This window comes from Bradyrhizobium rifense (assembly GCF_008123425.1).
Taxonomy (GTDB): Bacteria; Pseudomonadota; Alphaproteobacteria; order Rhizobiales; family Xanthobacteraceae; genus Bradyrhizobium; species Bradyrhizobium rifense.
Genome location: NZ_VSSS01000018.1, coordinates 30,757 through 50,482, shown reverse-complemented (window position 1 = coordinate 50,482; position 19,726 = coordinate 30,757). Strand labels below are relative to the sequence as shown.

The window sequence follows — 19,726 nt, the reverse complement described above, 5'->3', positions numbered from 1 at the left end:
GACGCGCGTGGTAGATGGGGATCGCGGCCGGTCTGCTGGCCGAGGGCATTGATCTGCGGGAGGCAGATCTCATCGTTGGCACGTCTGCCGGCGCCGTCGTCGGCGCGCGACTAGCCCTCGGCCTCGACCCCATTGCGATGAACTTCGCGGCCGATGCTACGGCCGTCAGCTTACCCTCAGCCGCAGTCATGGCAGGATTGCAGGCATTGATGGCTGGTACGATCCGCGCCGCGAACTCGCCCACTCCGGAGACGGAACGTATACAAATCGGTCGCATGGCGCTCGCTGCACCAACCATTAGCGAAGACACTTCGCTCGCACGAGAGACTTTCGCTGCGATCAAGAGGCAGCCATGGCCGCCGAGCTTCCGGGCGACGACGGTCAGTACGCGCACGGGCCGGTTTAAGGTGTGGGATGCATCAGCGGGCGTGCCTCTGGAGCGCGCCGTCGCGGCGAGTGCGGCGTTGCCCGGCATGTGGCCCCCGATCACGATCGGAGACGATCGTTACATGGACGGCGGTGTGCGGAGCATTCTGAACGCCGACGTCGCGTCTGGCTGTGTCAGCGTGGTTGTGGTTTCATGCATCGACTTGGTCTCCGGGCCAGGGACGCCGGATGCCTACAGAACGCTTAACAAGGTCCTATTGACAGAGATCGACGGGCTGCGCCGCGAAGGCGCGACGGTTGAGATCGTTGCGCCTAGCGCAGCCTTTCGCGAATTGACTGGAAACGGTACCAGGATGCTCGACGTTACGCTCGTTCCCGACGCCTATGCGTTCGGCCAGCGCCAGGCGCAGCCGCGATTTGAAGCCATCCGTTCCAGTTGGGAGCAAGCAGACTGAAACCAATCAACGGGAACCTTTGGGTTCTTACGGCAGCTTCCCAGGCGGATCTCCAGAGACTCTGTTGAAAACGCAATCAATAACACTGACCATACACTCGGTGAATACGGTATGTAGAATCGATGACTGGTAACAGCTACACCATCGGTGAAATCTCTGAGCTCAGCGGCGTGTCAGTACGACGCATCCGATTCTATTCGGACAAGGGATTGCTTCCACCTATGGGGCGAAGCTCGAATGGATACCGAGTTTACTCTGAAGGTGATCTAGCTCGCCTCGACTTAATTCGTGCGTTACGCGACACTGGCGTCGGTCTCAAGACCATTCGGAAGATACTGTCGCACGCCCTGACACTCACCGAAGTCCTACAGATGCGGCTTGGAACTCTCGAAGCCGAGATCGCCTCGCGTCGGCGTATCGCCGCCGTGGTGCGCGCGACGCTCAGAGCGTCTGAGCCCGCCGCATCCGATCTTAGAAAGTTGTGGGCCATCACGACTCTTTCGCAAGCGCAGCTACGAAAGATGATTGAGAGTTTCATCGACAAGGTTGTCGATGGATTTCAAGTCGACGATGCTTGGAAGACGCAAATGATAGAGGCGAGCACGCCCGAGCTTCCAGAGGAGCCAACGCCCGAACAGATCGATGCCTGTAACGAAATCATTAAGATGCTCACAGAAGAGTCTTTCACCGAGACGATGAGAAGCGAAATGGCGCTCGTGTGGAAGGGCGAGTTTGATCTAGCTGCGTATACCGCCGTTTCCGAAGAGACCTTGGCCAAGGCCCGTCAGGCAATTGCGAATGGAGATCTGCCGACATCCACGAATGCAGTCGCCATTGCACGGGAGTGGCTCACCGGGCTGGCACGAGTCATGCGGCGCGATGCCGACGGTGACTTCATCGATTGGGCACGGACGCATCGCAAGCGCGCTCGGCGCTATCAGGAACTCGTGTTGACGCTTCGCGGCCATGACAGCGCACGAGCAGCCGCCGGCGAATGGCTTTGGAGTCATGAAGCAATGACGCCTCTATTGGAATCTGCCGCCTAATCGCAACTGCAGGCGCCCAACGGCAGTTTGCGCGCCCATTCAAAGGCGCGAACACCTGTGACAAAAATCTCGAAGCAGACGAAGCGAAGCGTCCCTTCTCTACGGATGAAGGCATCAAGCCTCGGAATTGGACTCGGTCACCAGCGTTGACGCGTCTCGGTTCGTTCTCTTGATCTATGATGTTCGCGGAAAGTTTTGCCCGTTTTCGGAAAACAATTTCCGGTTCTGAACCAACCGCGAACGTCTTTATCGCGTAGTACGCTGGTCTCGTCGCGCTGGCTGCGTATTAGCAACGCTTTCAGCATTTGCGGATGCCAGCGCATCTACGCGCGCGCTGATTGAGCCCAATTGATCCGACATGAGCTTGCGCTCACCGCCCTCTCCCGCAACTTTGCGCTGTAGGTCAGTCAGTTGATCGGCAAACTTTTGTTGGGCCGCCTGAACATCTTGAACGGCCTTCTGAAGCTCGGCCACCGTCTGTTTGGCCTGCTCAACGCTGGGATCATCTTGATGCGATGCAGTCGCTGTTTGTAGCGCCTGTATTTCGCGGTTCATCCAAACAAAACCGCCTGCCGCGAGCACGACAACCAGCGCAACTACTAGCCACGGCAAGATTCGCCGGTTGGAATCAACGGACTCTGTCATCACCACTCCTTGGATAGCCATAGCACCCAACGCTCGAAATCTGACATAGTTGCGACGGCTCGCCTTTCCCTACGATGTCTCTTCCAATTTCGCCGGTAGACAATATCGGCTTTCCCAAATCATGTTCTCATGGTCTCCGTAGTCCGCCCACAGGGCCGCGAGTTCGTCTTGTGGTTTGAATTTAAAGAACCCGCATGGTTCTCCACGGAGCCATGCCTGCGCGGCGCTGCTAAGGGCAGTACGACGCGATAGATTGCGCTTGCGAACCGGCATCAGCGGTTCGCCGGCAGGGCTGCGGGAGCCGTCTTGCCATCGCCGGCCAGGTCGAGACCCAATTCGCGAAACAGGCGAGCCACGGCGGTTCGATTATCGCGCTCGATTGCAATCTCTGGCCGCGCGCGGGGCGTTCCGAACCGGTCCGTGTATGTCATGCCGTGCGTCTTAATCGCCGATCGGGCTTCTTCGACTCGGTCGAGCGCTTCGCAGGCCTTCGTCAGCAGGATAACGTGATGTTCGTCTAGGTCGTAGTCGCGCATCACGTGCTTGAAGGACTCGCCGGACTCTTTGCGCAAATGTTTCGGCGCAGCCGGCGCCGTCTTGTTCGATTTGGTCATACAATTCCTTTTGGTCTAGAATCTGAAATAAACGCGGGACCCCCGCGTGTGAATCTTGTTGATGGCCGGTCCAAGCCCTCAAAGCGGTAGGGATGAGACGCCCCCCCTACCCTCCGGCCCGTTGCAATGCGCAAGCGCTCGCGCCTGCACCGCAGCCGGAGTATTATCCTGCATGTCTTTGAAGCACCCGGAATCTATTGCCGTCATCGTGACAGCCCTCCGGCTTGCTCATGGCGACGAAGTTGCACGGGCCATGTTGGTCGACGGTATGAGTTTGGCCGCATTGCTAGACGCGATGTTCTCCGCACCGATCGCGCGACGCGATGCAGTTCACAACATCACGAGCGCACTAGACGATTTTGCGATAACCCCCGAACTCGGACCGGTTTGGCGCCTGCGCAACCTTTATGAAGATCGGCCGAGTTCGTTTCGCGTCGTCGACATGGAAATAGCCACTCCGGCCGGTACCCTATCCAGCAAAGACATCTGGCTGCGTCTGCCTGTCTAGCTATTGCGCCATCTTCGCAAGAAGTGTAGGGACGACAGCAGGTACCCTTCGCAGTTGCAAAAACAACGAATGCTCTTGTGGTCTAGTTCACAATTCTGTTGCGCGCGCCTGCTTAGATTTGCCGCTCATGCGGAGCCTTATCATGCGCGCCATTATTGTTCTGGTCGTCGCGTTTGTGGCGATGGCCGCCGTTTATAACGGTCCATTCAAGCCGCTAGCCACGGCACCACTTCCTGCTGTGAACGTGCCCTGATTGATCCAAAGCGAATCTTTCCAGGATCGTTAGGAAGTACCGCACATACCCCACAACCGACGCAAAGCTCGCTTCGCCCTGCTAAGCAAATAGAAACCGCGCTGCCGGGCAAGGCAACGCGGTTGGTCGCAGACCGTGAGGAGCCTGGCTTACTTGGACGTTCCGTCCTTCTTCATGCCTTCCTTGTGCATGGAGTCCTTCTTCATGCCGCTCTGCGACATGCCCTGCTTGGACATGCCGTCGTTGCTCATGCCGGTCGTGCCGTTGGTCGTGGAGCCTCTCTCCTGGCCGGACGGCTCAGTGCCGGGCTTCGAATTACCCGATTGGTTGACCGTACCCTGCGCGAAGGCGGAGCCGCACATCAGGGCAAGGGCGGCGGTGGCGACGACGATCTTTTTCATTGGAACTCCTTGGGTTGGCTGTACGAAAAAAGCCCAACGGGACTAAAATAAAGCCGTTCCTAGAATCGGGATGGAGAAAGAAATTCTCTTTTTGCTTTCTGAAACGGATCGTGCCGTTTTCCGTACTCAGCGCGCGCCATCGAACCAAGAACCGGCCATTCGCGTTCTCGGCGAATGGACCCAGCCACGCTTCAACAGCACCTTGATCAAGCCGAACGGCACGCTGCGGAAGGCAGGCGCCTTGTTGCACGCCAAGATGCTGTGGTTGCGGACCTGCATCGGTGCGGCCACGACACCACAGACGCTCGAAAGGTGCTAGACACCCTGAGAGATACTCGGGCCATCCACGACTAGGACGTAGGGAGGCTGCGCGACGAGCTAAAGGCCGCCAGCCAGCCGTTGGTGTAGGCCGTGGCGCGTCAATTGGCAGCGAGGCTTACTTAACACCGGCCAACCCCTAAATGAACCTACGGCCTCCCCAGCGCGTTAGACATGGTCGCGGAGGATTATCGATGGATCAACATCGGCCGGCCGTTGTTTTGTTTGCCCTCGCGTTGGCCACCGCCATTGTGGTTGCATCTGCAATCACCATCGAGTCCGTCAACACCCGTACGGCAAGTAACGACGCGCCTCCCGGCGCGACAGGGCTTGCCAGGCCGCACCAACCGCTGGACCGTACAGCCGGCGAACCGCTGCCGAGACGCTAGGCGGGCCGCGTAGGGCGCGCATTCGACAGCCTCCCTTACCGACCCCCCAACACCAAAGCCGTTGCACGGCCTCGCCAACGCGGTCCCAGCGGCCCGGCCCTACCCGGGCCGCAGCACCCTAATTTTGCGGCACCCTATTTTTTGACATGCTGCACCGCTGCACCCCCATATAGATGGGTGGTGCACTCTAGTTGATTGGACGTCCGTGCCATACATGACCGTCCATGAAGAGCCTATGGAAGTATCTGAGGGGCTTGGCTCGGGGACGAGGAAGGAATGCCTCTTCACGGCAAGATCGCACTACCGATCGTTCTCGTCGGCGTGGTGCTCCTCTCGCCAGGCTGGAAGGACGCTGCCCTCGCGTACGTGAACCGGACCTATGGCCTCGGATTATCTCTGAACGCACCCTGGTGGGTCGGCGCGGCCTGCGTGCTCCTGGGGGGCACCATCGTCCTGATTGGGCATCTGACATCGTCAGGGAAGTTCGCAGGACAATTCGTCGCCATTCGGCATCAATCCTTTCGGCCGCTCACCACACCTCTCCCTCCGGGCGCGCTCCCGCGCATGATGCGGGGCAGGAAGGTAGTCACCTACGACTGCGACCAGTCCAACTTCCTCAGTCTTGGCGCCTTCGATCCCGTCGGCGCAATACGGCAGCAGCAACGGATGATCACGGAGCTCACCGGTATCTTGAAAGCCGACTCTTCGTCGGCGCTCGGTTACTAGGCATCGTGCACATCCCACTTCAGTTGCTGGCGGGATGCGGCGTGTCTTCCTTTCCGCAGGTCGCTCTTTTCGACCTTCACCGCGAGACGGGTACCTGGCGCGAGCTCCAAGTGGGCGCCGGACTAAATCTCGGCGTGACGAGGGCGCGGACGATAGATCCTCCTCACCCGATCGCCTGCGTGATCCGCGTGGAAGTCAGCTATGCGGTGCGGCCCGATCACGTGGCCGAGGTCGTCGCCGGCCCCTACCGCGACTACTCCATTTCCATCGGCAAACCGGGCATCGACAAGGTCACTCACTACGGTCAGGTCGAAGAAATAAGTTCTGCGTTCCGCAAGCTCCTCGACGAGATTCACGCCGAGCTTCCGAGCAATGTCGTCGTTCACGTCTTCTACTCCGGCCCGGTCGGGCTCGGCTTCACCCTCGGCCGTCGCATCAGCAGGACGATCCAAGATCCGGTCGTCGTCTACAACTACACCGCGAACACGACGCCTGCGTACGCTTGGAGCGTGGAGGTAACGAGGGAAAGCAAGCCGGAAGAAATGGTGGCAATCTACACATGACTATGTTCGACCTGAGCGCCGATCTGCAGGCCTTCTACGACAAGCATGTCCGGCTCGGCAGCGAGCGCCGGAAGAAACTGGCCGGCCACCGGGACCTGAACATCACCCGCTTGAAGAACGGGCTGGACGATCTCGCGGAAGAGTCGAAGCGTCCGCGACCACATCCATACAATTGGCAGAATCAGGGTGGTCTACGCGATGCACACCCTCAATCAGGATCCGCGCGACGACAACGACTATGACATCGATGTGGCGTTGCTGTTCCAAAGAAATGCCCTCCCGGAAGACCCGCGCGCCGCCCGGCAGCGCGTCGCGGACGCGCTCGGCAAGCGCTGCACCAACTTCACTCAGGAGCCGTCGGCGCGCACCAACGCCGTCACCGTCTGGTACGCGGAGGGCTATCACGTCGACTTCGCGGTTTTCCGCAGCTACAGCGACGATTTCGGCCGGGAGAAGATCGAGCACGCGAGCACCGACTGGAAAGAGCGCAATCCTCAGGAAATAAACGATTGGTTCAGGAAGGCCGTCGCCACAAAGAGCCCGTCTCTCGGTCTGCTGACCAAGGTGCCGGAAGGTCAACTTCGACGAATAGTGCGTTTCCTGAAATGGTCTACTCGGTCGCGACCATCATGGAGCCTGCCCGGGGGCCTGATCGTCTCGAGCCTAGTCGTCGAATGCTACCGTCCCAGCTTCGAGCGCGACGACGTCGCCCTCTACGATAGGGTCGTCGCCCTGAGGAATTGTCTCGCATTAGATTCGACGATTCGACGGTGTACAATCCCGTTGATAGATCCGAGTTCACGGCCAACTCCGAAATCGCAAACCAAGTGAAGCGGTTCAAGGCGCAGTTGGATACATTCGCGATTTCATCCGGCTGAATGAGTCGACGAAAACTCCGGTGGAACTCTACGACAAGCTGCTGGAGCTTTGCCCCGATCGCGTTAATCCCGGCTCCCTCTGGAGTGCGGCCGCTACCGCCAAGGCTCAGTCGTAACCGGTGCCGGCGCGTCAGAGACGGGACGTGCCCGCTTCCTGATATCAGAGGCGGATGACGCCGTTCTGCAGACACTTGAACACAAGCCGATGCCCTGCCAGAGCTGCGGATCCTCGACGCCGCCCAATAGCCTAGGCTGCTAATCCGCTGCCATCGGTAGATAGTCGGTTGCGTTCACGGGATGACGCAGGCGAGTGACCGCAAACTCGATAAAGGCGCGCAATTTGGGCAGCGCCTGGCTGCGACTTGGGTGATAGAGCGAGAGGCCTGGCACATCCTCGCCAAAAGCATCGAGCACTGTCTCAAGCGCTCCCGCATCCAGATAGGGCATCACGAGCGAACGTGGCAGGCGAAACAGTCCAACACCGCGCAGTGCCGCCCTGATGCACAGATCAACATCGGAGATCACCAAGGGACCCGTGACCGCGATCGTGACAGGCCGCCCTCGAACGAAAAATCGCCAGTGGTCCGCACCACTCGCATCGGTCCGATAAAGGATGCACCGGAAGCGCTGCAGATCTTCGGGGCGGACCGGCCGGCCCTGCGCCTTGAAGAGGCTCGGCGTTCCCACCACGACAAACCGCTCGGCCAGCGTCAGACGAACGGAAACCATATCCATTTCGACGAAATCGCCGAGCCGTATACCTGCGTCATACCCCTCCGCGACGATATCGATCGGACGATCCTCGCCAACGAGTTCGAGCTGGATCTTTGGGTGGGCAGCCAGAAAATCGGGCAGCAGGCGGTTGATCAGCAACGGCAGCGCCGGCCGCGGCGCGTTGATTCGTAGCCTGCCCCGTGCGTCATCGCCTAACCCGCCAGCGGCGTCTATGCCGGCGCTCAACATATCCGCAGCCGGCCGCGCGTGGGCGAGAAGCCGTTCGCCTGCTTCAGTCAGGTTTACGCTTCTGGTCGTCCGCACAAAAAGAGGCGAGCCGATCCGAGCCTCAAGGTTGCGAATGGCTTGGCTGACAGCGGACGGCGTCACGCCAAGACGCGTGGCAGCGGCCCGAAACCCCCGCAGCTCGGCGACGGCCAGAAACATGACCACGCCGTCCATACGCGCTCGATCTATTGTGAAGCCTGGTTGCACAGCTTGTACCAATATAGGCCGATTATCAAACAATCATGCTCCCGGTAGACGGAAACCACAAGACATCACGTCGAGGAGCAAGAGCCATGCGTTCATTCCACATCAACAGTTTTGGCGGACCTGACAGCCTGATCATCAAAGAGAGCGAGCTTCAAAGGGTTGGTCGAGGTGAAGTCCTGGTCCGCGTCAGGGCGTCCTCGCTCAACTTCCGGGATCTGATAATTTTTGCTGGCCAGTATCAGCCACCGATTCAAATTGGCCGCGTGCCGTTGTCGGATGGCGCCGGCGAAATCGAAGCGCTCGGCGAAGGCGTCAAGCGATTCCGAGTCGGCGACAAGGTCGTCAATTCCTTCCTTCCCAACTGGTTTGGTGGAACGCTGAACACGCGAGCCGAGCAGTGGAGCGTCGATCACGATGGCTGGCTGACGGAATACAAGGTGGTCAGCGCGGAGATCCTTGTTCCTATGCCATCTCACATGAGCTTCGAGGAAGGCGCTACGCTTTCCTGCGCTGCTGTGACCGCATGGTCGGCACTTGAGGGTGTGCGGGCCGGCGATGTGGTGCTCACTCAAGGCACCGGTGGTGTGTCACTGTTCGCAGTGCAGTTGGCTACAGCCCTTGGTGCCAAGGTGATTTCGACGACCTCCAGCGATGAGAAGGCCGAGATGCTTCGCAGGCTCGGCGCGCACGATGTCATCAATTACAATGCGACGCCCGAGTGGGGTGATGCGGTTCGCGAACTCACCAGCGGCCGCGGCGTCGATCGCGTTGTCGAGGTGGGCGGCCCAGCTACCCTGCCCCAGTCGATGAAGGCCTCGGCGCCCGGAGCGGACATCTCCATCATTGGCATCCTGGCAGGACATGAAGGTAGCGTCGACTTCATGACGATGTTCAGGAGCCGCGTCGGCTTCCGCGCTGTGACAGTTGGAAGCCGCCGAGACCTCGAGGACACGTGCCGGGCGATGGAACAGCATGGCATCCGGCCAGTCATCGACAGCGTTTACGCATTCGACGACGCAAGGACAGCGATCGCACACTACGGCGCGCGTAATATCGTGGGCAAGGTCGTTATTCGGCACTGATCTCTTGCCGATCTCGGACTCGCATAGCTGAAAGAGTGTCGGTCAACTGCCTTGAGGCTTCTCCGCACCGCCCATAAGGGAGTGAAGCGGTTCAGGAGTTTGTCTCGACTCGAGTTGCTGGCTGGACGAAAGCCTACTGCAAGAACAAGGGCTCTGCTCGGAGGGACATGATGACTACCATTTCGAAGGAAAGCGGCCTGATAACGTTGATCAACGTGTTCACGGTTGAGCCGGCCAACCAACGACGGCTTATTGAACTTCTAAACGAAGCCACAGAGGTTTCAGTGCGCGGGGCGCCGGGGTTTGTTTCTGCAACTCTCCATCGCAGCACCGACGGGACCAAGGTGACGATGTACGCACAATGGCGGAGCATCGATGATTATCAAGCGATGCGTCAGGACCCTACCCCGCTCCCGTTTTTTCAGGAGGCTCTGACCATCGCCAAGTTTGAACCCGGCATCTACGAGGTGGTGCAAACCTACGCACCCGCCGACGACCCGAACTGAAGCGACTGAGGTTTTGCTGCATCCGATATGCCAGCCATCTAGATCGCGACGTTCCGGTACGAAGACATCGGCCTCAGCCGGCAGGTCGCGAGAAGCCAACTACGACCGGATATCGATCCGGGCCTTTAGCCCGCTGATCAGGAGGTCGAGTCCCGCTTCGAAGCGATCGTTGAGATCGTCGTCGAACATACGGTGTAATGCCGCGTGGATGCTTGGGTACTTCACCGCCGCAAGCTTTGCGAACTTCGCTTGCCGGTCTGCGAGATCGAGCGGCCCACCTGTTCGCGGATCCAGCCCCTGTTCCTCCATCGTGAAACCCAGCACGTAGTATACAAGACTGAAGGCTCCGTCGGATGAAAGCTCTGGCGAGGCGCCAGCTTCCTGCATTAGCGCCATCATGGCTTCGACGACTCGAAGCACGTTGTCGGTAGGAACATACGTGCCCGCGAAAACTCGAGCACCGTCGCGGTGGGCGAGAAATGCCCTCCGGATGGCACGAAAGACACCCTTCAGCCGCTCGTCCCAAGTCTTGCCCTTGCGATTCCGCGGCAGCGACACGCCGCCAAAAATGGCATCCGCCATGGCGTCTAACAAGGCCTGCTTGTTGGGGAAATGCCAATAAAGCGAAGGCGCCTGAATCTTCAAGGCGGTGGCGAGTCGCCGCATCGTGAGACCCTCCAGTCCAACCTCATCAAGCAAGGTCAGCGCCGCCCCTACGATCACCTGTTGTTGAATGCCTGCACCGGCCGCCACGCTTGATCTCCCTAACACTGTTAGACTATGCCTTACATCGTAAGGGACGTGGTCTTACGTCGTAAGATACGTGGAGAGATGATCGTGAGCAATGAATTCGACGTTGTCGTCGTTGGCGGCGGACCGGTTGGACTATGGCTAGCTTGTGAGCTGGCGCTGGCAAAAGTGAAAGTCCTCGTGCTGGAACGGCGCACCGAACGCGTCACTCAATCCCGCGCATTGACGATCCACGCTCGAACCCTGGAAGTGTTCGCCCTACGTGGGATCGCGGAGCGCTTCCTCTCACAAGGTCGTCCGAACCCCGTCTTTTTCTTCGGAGGACTGGATACGCTGCTTGATTTCTCGACATTGGAATCGCACTTTCCCTTCACGCTGTTCCTGCCACAGGCGACGACCGAGAGGCTCATCGAGGAGCGTGCACTGGAATTGGGCGTGGACATCAGGCGTGGCCACCTTGTGGAACAGGTTGAGCAGAATGCCGAGAGCGTCATCATACGGGGCCGGACTGGGGAGACGCCGTTCGTCTTTGCTGCCCGCTACGCCGCTGGGGCCGATGGCGCGCGCAGCATGGTAAGGCATGCTTTAGCAATCGATTTTGTCGGACATCCGGCACGGCATACAATGACATTGGCAGACGTTGCGCTTGATGCGCCACCAGAAAAACCAGTCCTCACCCTGGTCAACGAAGCTGGTGGTTTGGTTCTCGCGCCACGTGGCGATGGTGTTCATCACAGAATTGGCGTCATTGATGCATCGTCACCCTATTCAGCATCCTCCGAGCCGGTATCGCTCGCCGAGGTCGCGGCTTGCGCGGCCCGCATTTTCGGCGGGGATCTCCGTCCGCGCGATCCTGTTTGGATGTCGCGCTTCACCGATGAATCGCGCCTCGCCGAGTGCTATCGGAAAGGGCGGATTTTCCTAGCTGGCGATGCCGCTCACATCAACCCGCCGATGGGCGGTCAGGGCATGAACGTCGGCATCCAGGACGCCATGAATCTCGGCTGGAAACTGGCGAGTGTTATACACGGTACCGCGTCTGACGAGATACTCGATAGCTATCAGTCAGAACGTAGACCGATCGGCGAGGCGCTCCAAGAGGACACGCTTGCGCAATTCGCGCTCTTCTCCTCATTTGATCCTCCGGCATTGGCGCTGCGGCGCATGCTCAGCGGCTTTCTTCGCTTGCCGCAGGTCAACCGTCAGCTCTCGGACCAGCTCTCCGGCTTTGGAGTCGCCTATCCAGAACCGCTGTTTGAGGCGGCGCACAATTGGGAACATCGGAAAGGTGTGAGCGGGCATCGTCTTTCCGACGCGAATCTTGTACTGAGGGGCGGCGCGCGCACGACCCTCTACCACTATCTCCAAGAAGGCCGCTGGGTCCTGTTGCAAGTCGCTGCGGAGAGCAACGCAACCCCCGTCAGGGACGCAATCAACATCGTCAGCCTGGCACCCGGCGCCAACGACGGCCTGCTCGGCAAATTCGCTTCAATGCTTGTCCGTCCGGACGGCTACCTCGCCCATGTGCGCATCCTATACGAGTCAGACGACTTCGAGGCCGCCGCGTGATTGTGCGCGCGGGCCGGCGTTTAGGATCGCGACGGCGTACCAAACCTCCGAGGATGTGCTTCTAAATACTATCGCCAAGGTATCGAGCACGGGAAGATAGAAGTTGTTTATGCCTGAGAACAATCCAACGAGCTTTGCGGCGAAAGACTAACGGTCGCCATCGGGCGCTCCAAACCCACTTCTATGCGGTGTCGAGCACAATCCGGCGATATCGCCCAAGTGGGAAACGCTCCTGTCGGCACGCGTGAAAGCCACACCCTCGAGCTGGATGCTGGTCAGCATTTCCCTCATCTCTAGCTCACAACAGAACGCCCTATTGGTTCTGGCCCGCTGTGGTTCTCACGACGCCTTGACTTGCTGCGGAGCACGACACGTATCATTCTAAATTATGAATGACGATCATCATATCAACGAAAGGGTGAATTCGTGGCAACAACAAGCGTGGTCAACGTCGACGGTGCGCGCGTCGCATATCGATTGCAGGGGCGCGGTCCAGCTGTCGTGCTCGTAAACGGTACTGCCGCCCTGGATGCGCATTGGGGTCCGGTGATCGCGGAGTTCAGCAAGCATCGGACCGTGATCAGTTTGGATTACTCAGGTTCCGGAGACACGACCGATGAGGGCGATGCACTCAGCCTGCAGAAACTCGCGCGTCAGGTAAGCGAAGTGGCCCGCGCTGCCGGTGTTGACCGGTTCGATCTAGTGGGCCATTCCCTCGGAGCGGCGATTGCAATCCAGCTTGCAGCCAGTTCTCCAGACCTGGTCCGATCCCTCATTGTGGTCGCCGGCTTTTCGCGGGGGACAGAGCCGCGGCTCAAGCTTCAATTCGAGCTCTGGCTTGACCTGATCCGAACCAACCGCGAAGCATTTCTCAGGCTACTGCTGCTCTCCGGACTCACGCCGGCGTTCGTTTCGAGTGTGGGCATTCCGACGATCGAAGATATGATCAAGGGGTACATGCCTCTGGCCAATTGGGAGGGGATTGCGCGCCAGGTCGAGCTTGATCTCGCTGTCGACGTCAGCGAACAAGCCAGGAGTATTACGGGCCCCACGCTGGTAATCAACTGTGCTCACGATCAGATCGTCACACAGACACCTGAGCTGGCCGCAAGCATTCCTGGTTCGATGTACCAACAGATCAATGCCGGGCATCTAGCCTACTTCGAAGGGGCCGACGAATTTCTCTCTTTGGCTACTGAGTTTCTGCGCCGGCACGGCGCATAGGCATGCAGGCGGCGATGACTTGGTATTCGCCGGAATTGCGTCGCGGCGAAGCCCGCGCCATTGCCTTAATTCACGATTGACGAACACTCCTAGGCACGCCGGGCCCCATTTAATGCTCAAGTGCCGTGTCCTCTGCCCGCGAAAGGGCGAGCCCTCGAGCTGGATCCGCTTCGCCGCTATCTCATCCGCAAACGGATCCTTGGCTATGTGCGTCCACTGGTGGACGCGATCGACGACTACAGCAGATTACCGGGGATGGACGACGCCGCCCATGAACCACAGCTGGGGCGGATCCGGATACATATCTGGCGGCTGAGCCGGCTTACTTCTCTTTTTCTTCCGCCTGTTCGTGCTCAAGATCGCTGATCAGCTTTCCGATGCGCTCTGTGGTCGTGGGATCGTTCACGGCTTTCAGCAAGCGCTTGGATTGCGCCAAACGAAATGCGATTTGCTCCTGGCGGGCTAGTTGGTCTGGCATCATTGGTGTCATCCCGCAGAGTCGACGACGCGGCGAATAGTTCAATACTATTTTGGAATGGCACGGGCGTCGCGTTGCTAGTGGCATCCTGCCCCGGGCTGTTCGCCCGGATCGGCGCAATAGGGGCGTTGAACCGAATTAATGAGGTTGCCCATTGAGCTGACATCACCGACCTACCGCATGCTGCAAATCCGATCTTGCCCATGCTCGACGAAGCCAAGGTGCCTCGGCACCTTGGGCCGATGATAACCCGCTAAGCACCGCCGCCGGTGCTAGCGTAGCGGCCGTCAACCTGCCCTCGCAATGCCCCAACCGGGGCCGTCTCTCCGGAGGCGGTTGGGTCTGTGAGTATCAATCTGGACGAGGCAAGACGCTAGTGCGGCTTTTCCGGCTGCTGGCTTAGGGGCCTAACAGTCTTATTGCTGTCTGGCATTTTGTCTCGGCCCTGATCTCCATTGTCGTCTTTACCGCCAGAAGTGGAGGTCCCACTTCCGCTGCTCGAACCAGACGACATGCCGGTGGTGCCGCGCGGGTCTCTACCCGGCGCCGTTGAGCTGGCCGCTGGATCACCGGCAACCGCTCCTCGACCGCTCGGGGCGCCAGCGGGCTGCGCCGACGCAGTAGCGATCGAGACAACCAAACCAGTTGCTAATAATAGGATTAGTTTCACAGCAAACTCCTAAGGCTGTTGCGCTTAACCCGCAGGAAGTCCGGTCTGTTCCAAAGTCTAGTGCTGCTGCGGGATCGCCAATTCGCCGTCTGCCGCGATCATTTCTTCACGCACAAGACAATAGCTAGCGAGGCCTCGGTCTGGCCCGGGCTTTGGCCGCAACTGGCGCCGGTGGTCCCCAACGTTGTCGGCGCCTGGCTGACAGAACCGTGGGTCACGACGCAAGTGGCGGACACCATCACCTCGTCGGCACTACACAGCGCCGGCTTCGGGACACCTCCCTCATTGCTGGATCTGACTACCCTGAACTGCGGCGGGGCGACGGCATCCTTGCCGTCCTTGCCTGGTGGTCCAGCAGGGCCCGGCTGGCCCTGTCGGCCGGGCGCCCCCGCCGCACCGGTGTCGCCTTTGTCTCCCTTATCGCCCTTTACGGGTGCACCTCCACAGCCGCTCAGGCTCACGGCCGAACAAAGGGCGATAGCCAGCAATCTATGTTTCTTCATTGGGGCTCCCGGAGGTGCGGGCGTCGTCCCGGACGGCCGACGTGACTGCACCGAGCTCTGCTAGTGCGTTTTCGTCTTGTGCCATTTCTCGAGGTCGAGTTCGGCCTCGTTACGCTGCTCTTTCTCAGGATTGCCCTTCCAGGGCTTGTCCGTTTGCTTGTGCGTCGCCTCGTCGGACTGCTGCCGCGGATCGTCTTTGGGTGTTTCCTTGCTCATGTTCTCTCCTGTGCTGAGAGACAAAAGCTTTGAACCGACATGCGTTCCTCTAGCCGGAACTAATGAGCTTGCGCCCGCTTGAGTCCCGGTTCTGTGATGTGGAGTTGCTTATGCGTCAGTTTCGTTGGACCCCCTCGATCGTCACGGCCGACGAGCCGACCGTCTATCTCGTGGCTGATGATTTCGGGAGTGCGGGAAGCGCCTGGCGCGAGGCGGACCTGGAGACCGCGGACCTCGAGACGGTGATCCAGGACCTGATCACCGGTGAGTATTGCAGGCCGATCAGGGTCGTGGCTTTCAACACCTCAGAGCGCTGGTCGGAAGACGTCTCGGAGGATGTCGCCCGCGAAATCCAGCATCGCTGCAATCTGCAACTGAGCGACGTCCCCTCGCATCTGCAGGAATTCGTGGATCGCCACGCGGCACTAGACACGCGGCAGTTCAGCCTGCGCTTGGTTTGAGCGATGACCTTCCAGCGGAAAACGCCGGAGGCTTTCGTGCGTATCGTCGCGGCAGGGCACTGGCCTTTCGGTCTTGTGATCATTTGCGGGGCGGGGCCAACGCTCCGGCCTGGTGAAGAAGTGCAAACCGGTCTGGCACGCCCCAGTGCTCGACCAGCTTGCCGTCGGCAAACCGACAGACGTCCATGACGTCGATCGCCACCGTTTTGTCCGAGCGTGGATCGACGCCGGTCGCTCTGCAGCGAGCCCACACCGTATCGTCGGTTTCGACGCTCGCCTCGATCGTGAGCGTTAGATCCTCGATGCTCTGCCGCGCATCCGCGATCTGACCCTTCAGAATTTGCAGACCCGGAAGATCGGTTTTTGTCAGATATTGATGTTCGACCAACGTCTCGGCGCAAACGTCGTCCGCAACCGTCACATCGCCACGCGAGAAACCACGCTCGACGATGGCTTTGAAAAGCTCGAGGTTCGTCGACATCTCCGTTACTCCGCCAGTCCTACGTGGGTCGAGATTATCGGAGTGCCGGCGGCAGCGCTTGTAGATTTCGGTCATTCTCCGGGCGTAAAAGCGTTGTCCCAATCGCCGACGAGGCCGCTTGGCGGCAGGCTCGCAAAGCCATGACATTCTCGGATGAACTGGGCCTGATAATGTCGGTCCAAGAACGACGCGGGCTCTTCCGGCGGGCAAGGAGGGACCGATCGAAGCGGATAGTCCGCGCGAACAGCTTTGACGCTAACCCGACCTGTGTCGCAAACCGGCGCTGGAATTGGCTCGTGCTGAGACCGGATTTGGCGACAAGGTACTCGATCCTGACGCAGCCCCTGGACGGTAATCATGTTGCGTGCCGCAACGCCGATTGGGTGTTCCGGGCTACGTCGCTCAAGCATCGTCCCGACCCAGCTTTCGGCAGCTGCGACACGCAGCTCGAAGTCAGCCGCCGTGCGCACGGCGTCGCCAAGGGTTGCGGCGGATTTGCCGAGGACGTCCGAGGCCGCAGGATCCTGATTGACCAGGGACATCATGTTGATCCCGAAGAGGCGGTTCAGGCCAGCCGGTTGAAAAAGAATGTTGAAGACATGGACTGAGCCGGACAATGAAACATGCGCACGACGATAGGTTTGCGGTCCGACCACGCTGATGTCGGGAGTACTGTTTGCGCGACCATCGACGCGAACGCGATACGGCTCGCCAAGGTGGATATTCAGGATTTGATGAGGTGGTGCGGCAACTGGCCAGCTCAGTACGGCGCTGCCTAGTTCGATGCGTCTCTCCTCGAACGAGCGCACCACGCTTCGATACAGAGGACGTGGCAAGGCCCGTTCGACATCCATTCGTGGTCTCCGATTGCGAAGCCTAAACCGCGCTCTAACGGGCGACAAGATTTCTTCTTAAGCCACGAGTCGATGAAGATCAGGTCGCTCTCGAAGCGCTGCCAACTGAGGCGCGGACTTAACTCAACTTCCTGCAAAGCTTTTTAATCAGCGCCTTCTGGTCGTCGATGTACTCTTGGACGACCTGCCGCGCCTCCTTCGTGCGAGACGGCTTTTCTTCAGGCTGATCCGCTGGCTTCCGATCTTTACCCATAGCTAGTGTACGGGGGACGTTCGTCCTGGTTTCAGCCAACGTGTAACCGCGCGCCCGGCCAAAGCGCGAACCAAGGCAGCTTGTGCGCGTGGCTCAACCCAGCGAGCGGAATGTTTTGCTGCGCCGCATCGAGCGTTAGCCCCGCCGGAAAATTTGGCCCCTCTCCCGCTGTCAACGCGAGTTCCGCCCAGTCACTCGCAAGCTTCAACCAGCCCTCTCTATCGACCTGGCTGGGGCTGCCTGCTGCCTCCGCGCGGCAGTCCGCCGCCTCCTTATAAAATTGCTGAGCGGACGAATCATCTTGGCGTAATGCGAGAACTCACCGGATGCCATGATCTTAAACGTTGCCTCAGCTTAGCACGGCCAGAATAGGCAACACGATTCCGAAGCCAGCGTTCCTATTACGGCTGAGACCCTCGAATGAGACTCTGCAACGACACGCGGCCGTTTGATTCGGGAGCCTGCGAATAAAGCGGACCCACGAAGAGGTGATTGATCGCCGCCGCAATGGGCAGGAAGCAAGTCTATCGCCAGACCGATGCTTAGGAACGCCCGCATGCAGCTTCGGTTGATGATTAATCAACAAAACGGAGTTGAACAATGCGGAAGACAATATTCTCGGTCGCTCTGTGCGCATTGCTTGCCGGTGCGTCGGTCGGTTTCGCCCACGCCCAAGCGGGCGGCGGCGCAGGTGGAGGAGCCGGCGGCGCGGGTGCAGGGGGAGCAGGCGCGGGTGCCGGAGCTGGAACAGGTGGCGCAGGCATGGGAGGAGCCGGGGCCGGTAATGGATCAAGCGCGGGCACCAGCGGTGCCGGGGCCGGGTCCAACGGAGGCACCAGCGCCGGCCAAGGCGGCCCCCAGAATGTTCGTCCGGGGCGCAGTCAGGATCCCACCGGTCGCTAACCATTCACGCCTGACAAGCAACAGAAGCTGCCGGGCTTAGCGCGGCAGCTTTTCCGTCTCCAGCCAGGCGAGAGAGACCTTCGATTTGGCGCTACCGCAACATGTCGTGTAGCGGGATTTCGTTGGGCGACTATCCAGCTAGCGCAGCCACGACTATCTTGCGCTCACCCTCCGGTTGCGCTTGGATGTTTGCGTTCATCAACGCCATTTACAGCCACCGGCTTTTTCATGCCGCGGCGTACCAAGCTGCTAACCGTTCAAACCGGATTTCTCGAAGCAAGGCTCGGACTGTTGGCCGCCCGGCGCGTACGCGCGCTTATCGATAAGGCTCTGCGGACCTCAGAGCCCGACATGGACTAGATTACTCGCGCTGAGCTGCCAAGGACCTATTGCCGCGAGCGAGGAGCGCTTGCCGAGATGTGTTGAATTGCCCTCGAGCGACTGCGTTGAGCAATCAGTGCGTCGCAAATGCAAAAGGCCCCCAGCGTGAGCCGAGGGCCAACAAGCATCAAGGGGTACATCCGCCCTTAGTGATGCCAGAACAGTGCGAGCAGCAAAACAATCGGCAGCGGAATGCCAAGCATCCAAAGCAGTGCGCCTCTTCCAAAGCCCATGATGTCCTCCTCAGTCAATCAACCGATGACCGCCGCATTTGTTCCCAAGGTGGAACGTTTTAAATCTGCAGGGCCGTCAACAAACCCACCACATGGACGAAAATGTGCGGTGAAGAAGCGCAGCTCAATAATCTGAGAGCGCGGCTAAGTACACGGGCGTTCAGACAGAGAAGTCCGGTTTTCGTCGGCCACATCATCTGCCGTATACTTCCACGCCCTCGCGCTTTGATCGTCAATGAAGCTTCTCATCGGGCATTTCGGCCTCATATTGTCTAGCCTTTTCGAGGAGTGCATCGCGAACCTTACCCGGAGCCAATAACGCAGCCTGTTTGCGAGCCTCTCGGGCACATTCAGCGGCTTTATCTTGGGTTTCGGTGGTCATAGCGTCCTCCATCGGAGAAACGCTGCTATCGACCGCCTGTTCCTTTGCTCAGACTTTTGAATGAGCTGGCGCGCAAAAGCCCTTCCGACGTGATGTCCCGATATTCGATGTCAGCATAGAACCTTGGCTCAACCCAAGTAGCCTTCGGCTTCTTGATCGGTTTGGTGAGCTTCTGCTTTGGGCTGACGACCGTATCCAGTGCCTTGCGGATTTTGGCCGACGTGGTTCGGCTCCAACCGGTCCCGACCTTCCCCATGTAGCGCAGCTCCTTGCCTTCTTTCTTGCCGAGGTAGAGTGCAGCGACTCCGGTGGGATCTTTGATGAAGCCAACCACGGGGATTTCTCGCGCTGGACGGTCTTGACCTTCCACCAGGCTTCAGTCCGCTCC

The 19,726-nt window shown here is 59.4% G+C and carries 24 protein-coding genes; 13 read left to right on the top strand and 11 right to left on the bottom strand.

Features of this window, described 5'->3' with window-relative positions; genetic code table 11:
- The first annotated feature begins 14 nt into the window (after positions 1-14).
- Together FXB40_RS11365 and FXB40_RS11360 are read left to right on the top strand one after the other, a co-directional pair.
- Positions 15-842, top strand: coding sequence for a patatin-like phospholipase family protein (locus tag FXB40_RS11365; protein ID WP_148772297.1), 828 nt, complete (start codon positions 15-17; stop codon positions 840-842).
- Between the two features lie 122 nt (positions 843-964).
- Positions 965-1,888, top strand: a complete 924-nt coding sequence (locus FXB40_RS11360) for a MerR family transcriptional regulator (protein WP_148772296.1) — start codon at positions 965-967, stop codon at positions 1,886-1,888.
- 246 nt (positions 1,889-2,134) lie between these two features.
- Here FXB40_RS11360 and FXB40_RS11355 read toward each other — a convergent pair whose 3' ends face one another.
- Complete coding sequence (locus tag FXB40_RS11355; protein ID WP_148772295.1) at positions 2,135-2,533, bottom strand: hypothetical protein; 399 nt, start codon at positions 2,531-2,533, stop codon at positions 2,135-2,137.
- 272 nt (positions 2,534-2,805) lie between these two features.
- Positions 2,806-3,147, bottom strand: coding sequence for a P27 family phage terminase small subunit (locus FXB40_RS11350; protein ID WP_148772294.1), 342 nt, complete (start codon positions 3,145-3,147; stop codon positions 2,806-2,808).
- A 172-nt stretch (positions 3,148-3,319) separates the two neighbouring features.
- Here FXB40_RS11350 and FXB40_RS11345 point away from each other — a divergent pair, with 172 nt between their 5' ends.
- Entirely contained in the window at positions 3,320-3,655 is a 336-nt protein-coding gene (locus tag FXB40_RS11345; protein WP_148772293.1) for a hypothetical protein, read from the top strand.
- A gap of 402 nt (positions 3,656-4,057) precedes the next feature.
- Here FXB40_RS11345 and FXB40_RS11340 read toward each other — a convergent pair whose 3' ends face one another.
- Entirely contained in the window at positions 4,058-4,309 is a 252-nt protein-coding gene (locus FXB40_RS11340) for a hypothetical protein (RefSeq protein WP_148772292.1), read from the bottom strand.
- Positions 4,310-4,379: 70 nt separating this feature from the next.
- On the opposite strand from FXB40_RS11340, the gene FXB40_RS11335 reads away from it, so the two are divergent.
- From FXB40_RS11335 to FXB40_RS11320, 5 genes are all read left to right on the top strand, one after another.
- Positions 4,380-4,628, top strand: coding sequence for a hypothetical protein (locus FXB40_RS11335; protein ID WP_148772291.1), 249 nt, complete (start codon positions 4,380-4,382; stop codon positions 4,626-4,628).
- 664 nt (positions 4,629-5,292) lie between these two features.
- Positions 5,293-5,742: a hypothetical protein gene (locus FXB40_RS47795; RefSeq protein WP_187436800.1), complete on the top strand. Its 450-nt coding sequence runs from the start codon at positions 5,293-5,295 to the stop codon at positions 5,740-5,742.
- A 41-nt stretch (positions 5,743-5,783) separates the two neighbouring features.
- Positions 5,784-6,305, top strand: a complete 522-nt coding sequence (locus FXB40_RS47790) for an SAVED domain-containing protein (protein WP_246207534.1) — start codon at positions 5,784-5,786, stop codon at positions 6,303-6,305.
- The gene (locus tag FXB40_RS11325) at positions 6,302-6,547 is read left to right on the top strand and encodes a hypothetical protein (protein ID WP_148772289.1); all 246 of its coding nucleotides are present in this window, start codon (positions 6,302-6,304) and stop codon (positions 6,545-6,547) included. The genes FXB40_RS47790 and FXB40_RS11325 overlap by 4 nt, the downstream gene beginning before the upstream one ends.
- Positions 6,504-7,136, top strand: coding sequence for a cyclic GMP-AMP synthase DncV-like nucleotidyltransferase (locus FXB40_RS11320; protein ID WP_148772288.1), 633 nt, complete (start codon positions 6,504-6,506; stop codon positions 7,134-7,136). The genes FXB40_RS11325 and FXB40_RS11320 overlap by 44 nt, the downstream gene beginning before the upstream one ends.
- Before the next feature lie 302 nt (positions 7,137-7,438).
- Here the strand turns inward: FXB40_RS11320 and FXB40_RS11310 are convergent, their stop codons facing one another.
- Positions 7,439-8,359, bottom strand: a complete 921-nt coding sequence (locus FXB40_RS11310) for a LysR family transcriptional regulator (protein WP_210352153.1) — start codon at positions 8,357-8,359, stop codon at positions 7,439-7,441.
- A 119-nt stretch (positions 8,360-8,478) separates the two neighbouring features.
- On the opposite strand from FXB40_RS11310, the gene FXB40_RS11305 reads away from it, so the two are divergent.
- Positions 8,479-9,474: a zinc-dependent alcohol dehydrogenase family protein gene (locus FXB40_RS11305; RefSeq protein WP_148772287.1), complete on the top strand. Its 996-nt coding sequence runs from the start codon at positions 8,479-8,481 to the stop codon at positions 9,472-9,474.
- A gap of 170 nt (positions 9,475-9,644) precedes the next feature.
- Positions 9,645-9,980 carry an antibiotic biosynthesis monooxygenase family protein gene (locus tag FXB40_RS11300; RefSeq protein ID WP_246207532.1) on the top strand — a complete coding sequence of 112 codons (336 nt, stop codon included), beginning with the start codon at positions 9,645-9,647 and terminating at the stop codon, positions 9,978-9,980.
- Between the two features lie 99 nt (positions 9,981-10,079).
- On the opposite strand, the gene FXB40_RS11295 is transcribed toward FXB40_RS11300, so the two are convergent.
- Positions 10,080-10,733: a TetR/AcrR family transcriptional regulator C-terminal domain-containing protein gene (locus tag FXB40_RS11295; protein ID WP_210352152.1), complete on the bottom strand. Its 654-nt coding sequence runs from the start codon at positions 10,731-10,733 to the stop codon at positions 10,080-10,082.
- 84 nt (positions 10,734-10,817) lie between these two features.
- Between FXB40_RS11295 and FXB40_RS11290 the strand changes: the two genes are divergently transcribed.
- Positions 10,818-12,299, top strand: coding sequence for an FAD-dependent monooxygenase (locus tag FXB40_RS11290; RefSeq protein ID WP_210352151.1), 1,482 nt, complete (start codon positions 10,818-10,820; stop codon positions 12,297-12,299).
- Positions 12,300-12,740: 441 nt separating this feature from the next.
- Positions 12,741-13,523, top strand: a complete 783-nt coding sequence (locus FXB40_RS11285) for an alpha/beta fold hydrolase (protein WP_187436798.1) — start codon at positions 12,741-12,743, stop codon at positions 13,521-13,523.
- A gap of 322 nt (positions 13,524-13,845) precedes the next feature.
- On the opposite strand, the gene FXB40_RS47785 is transcribed toward FXB40_RS11285, so the two are convergent.
- Positions 13,846-14,004, bottom strand: a complete 159-nt coding sequence (locus tag FXB40_RS47785; protein ID WP_187436797.1) for a hypothetical protein — start codon at positions 14,002-14,004, stop codon at positions 13,846-13,848.
- Positions 14,005-15,234: 1,230 nt separating this feature from the next.
- Complete coding sequence (locus FXB40_RS47780) at positions 15,235-15,390, bottom strand: hypothetical protein (RefSeq protein WP_187436796.1); 156 nt, start codon at positions 15,388-15,390, stop codon at positions 15,235-15,237.
- 110 nt (positions 15,391-15,500) lie between these two features.
- On the opposite strand from FXB40_RS47780, the gene FXB40_RS11275 reads away from it, so the two are divergent.
- Positions 15,501-15,851: a hypothetical protein gene (locus FXB40_RS11275; protein WP_148772283.1), complete on the top strand. Its 351-nt coding sequence runs from the start codon at positions 15,501-15,503 to the stop codon at positions 15,849-15,851.
- Positions 15,852-15,930: 79 nt separating this feature from the next.
- Here the strand turns inward: FXB40_RS11275 and FXB40_RS11270 are convergent, their stop codons facing one another.
- From FXB40_RS11270 to FXB40_RS49070, 4 genes are all read right to left on the bottom strand, one after another.
- Positions 15,931-16,332 carry an ester cyclase gene (locus tag FXB40_RS11270; protein WP_187436795.1) on the bottom strand — a complete coding sequence of 134 codons (402 nt, stop codon included), beginning with the start codon at positions 16,330-16,332 and terminating at the stop codon, positions 15,931-15,933.
- Between the two features lie 71 nt (positions 16,333-16,403).
- Positions 16,404-17,186 carry a DUF6597 domain-containing transcriptional factor gene (locus FXB40_RS11265; protein ID WP_148772281.1) on the bottom strand — a complete coding sequence of 261 codons (783 nt, stop codon included), beginning with the start codon at positions 17,184-17,186 and terminating at the stop codon, positions 16,404-16,406.
- A gap of 2,002 nt (positions 17,187-19,188) precedes the next feature.
- Positions 19,189-19,338: a hypothetical protein gene (locus tag FXB40_RS47775; RefSeq protein WP_187436794.1), complete on the bottom strand. Its 150-nt coding sequence runs from the start codon at positions 19,336-19,338 to the stop codon at positions 19,189-19,191.
- 25 nt (positions 19,339-19,363) lie between these two features.
- Positions 19,364-19,672, bottom strand: a complete 309-nt coding sequence (locus tag FXB40_RS49070) for an ATP dependent DNA ligase (protein WP_246207530.1) — start codon at positions 19,670-19,672, stop codon at positions 19,364-19,366.
- Positions 19,673-19,726: the final 54 nt, after the last annotated feature.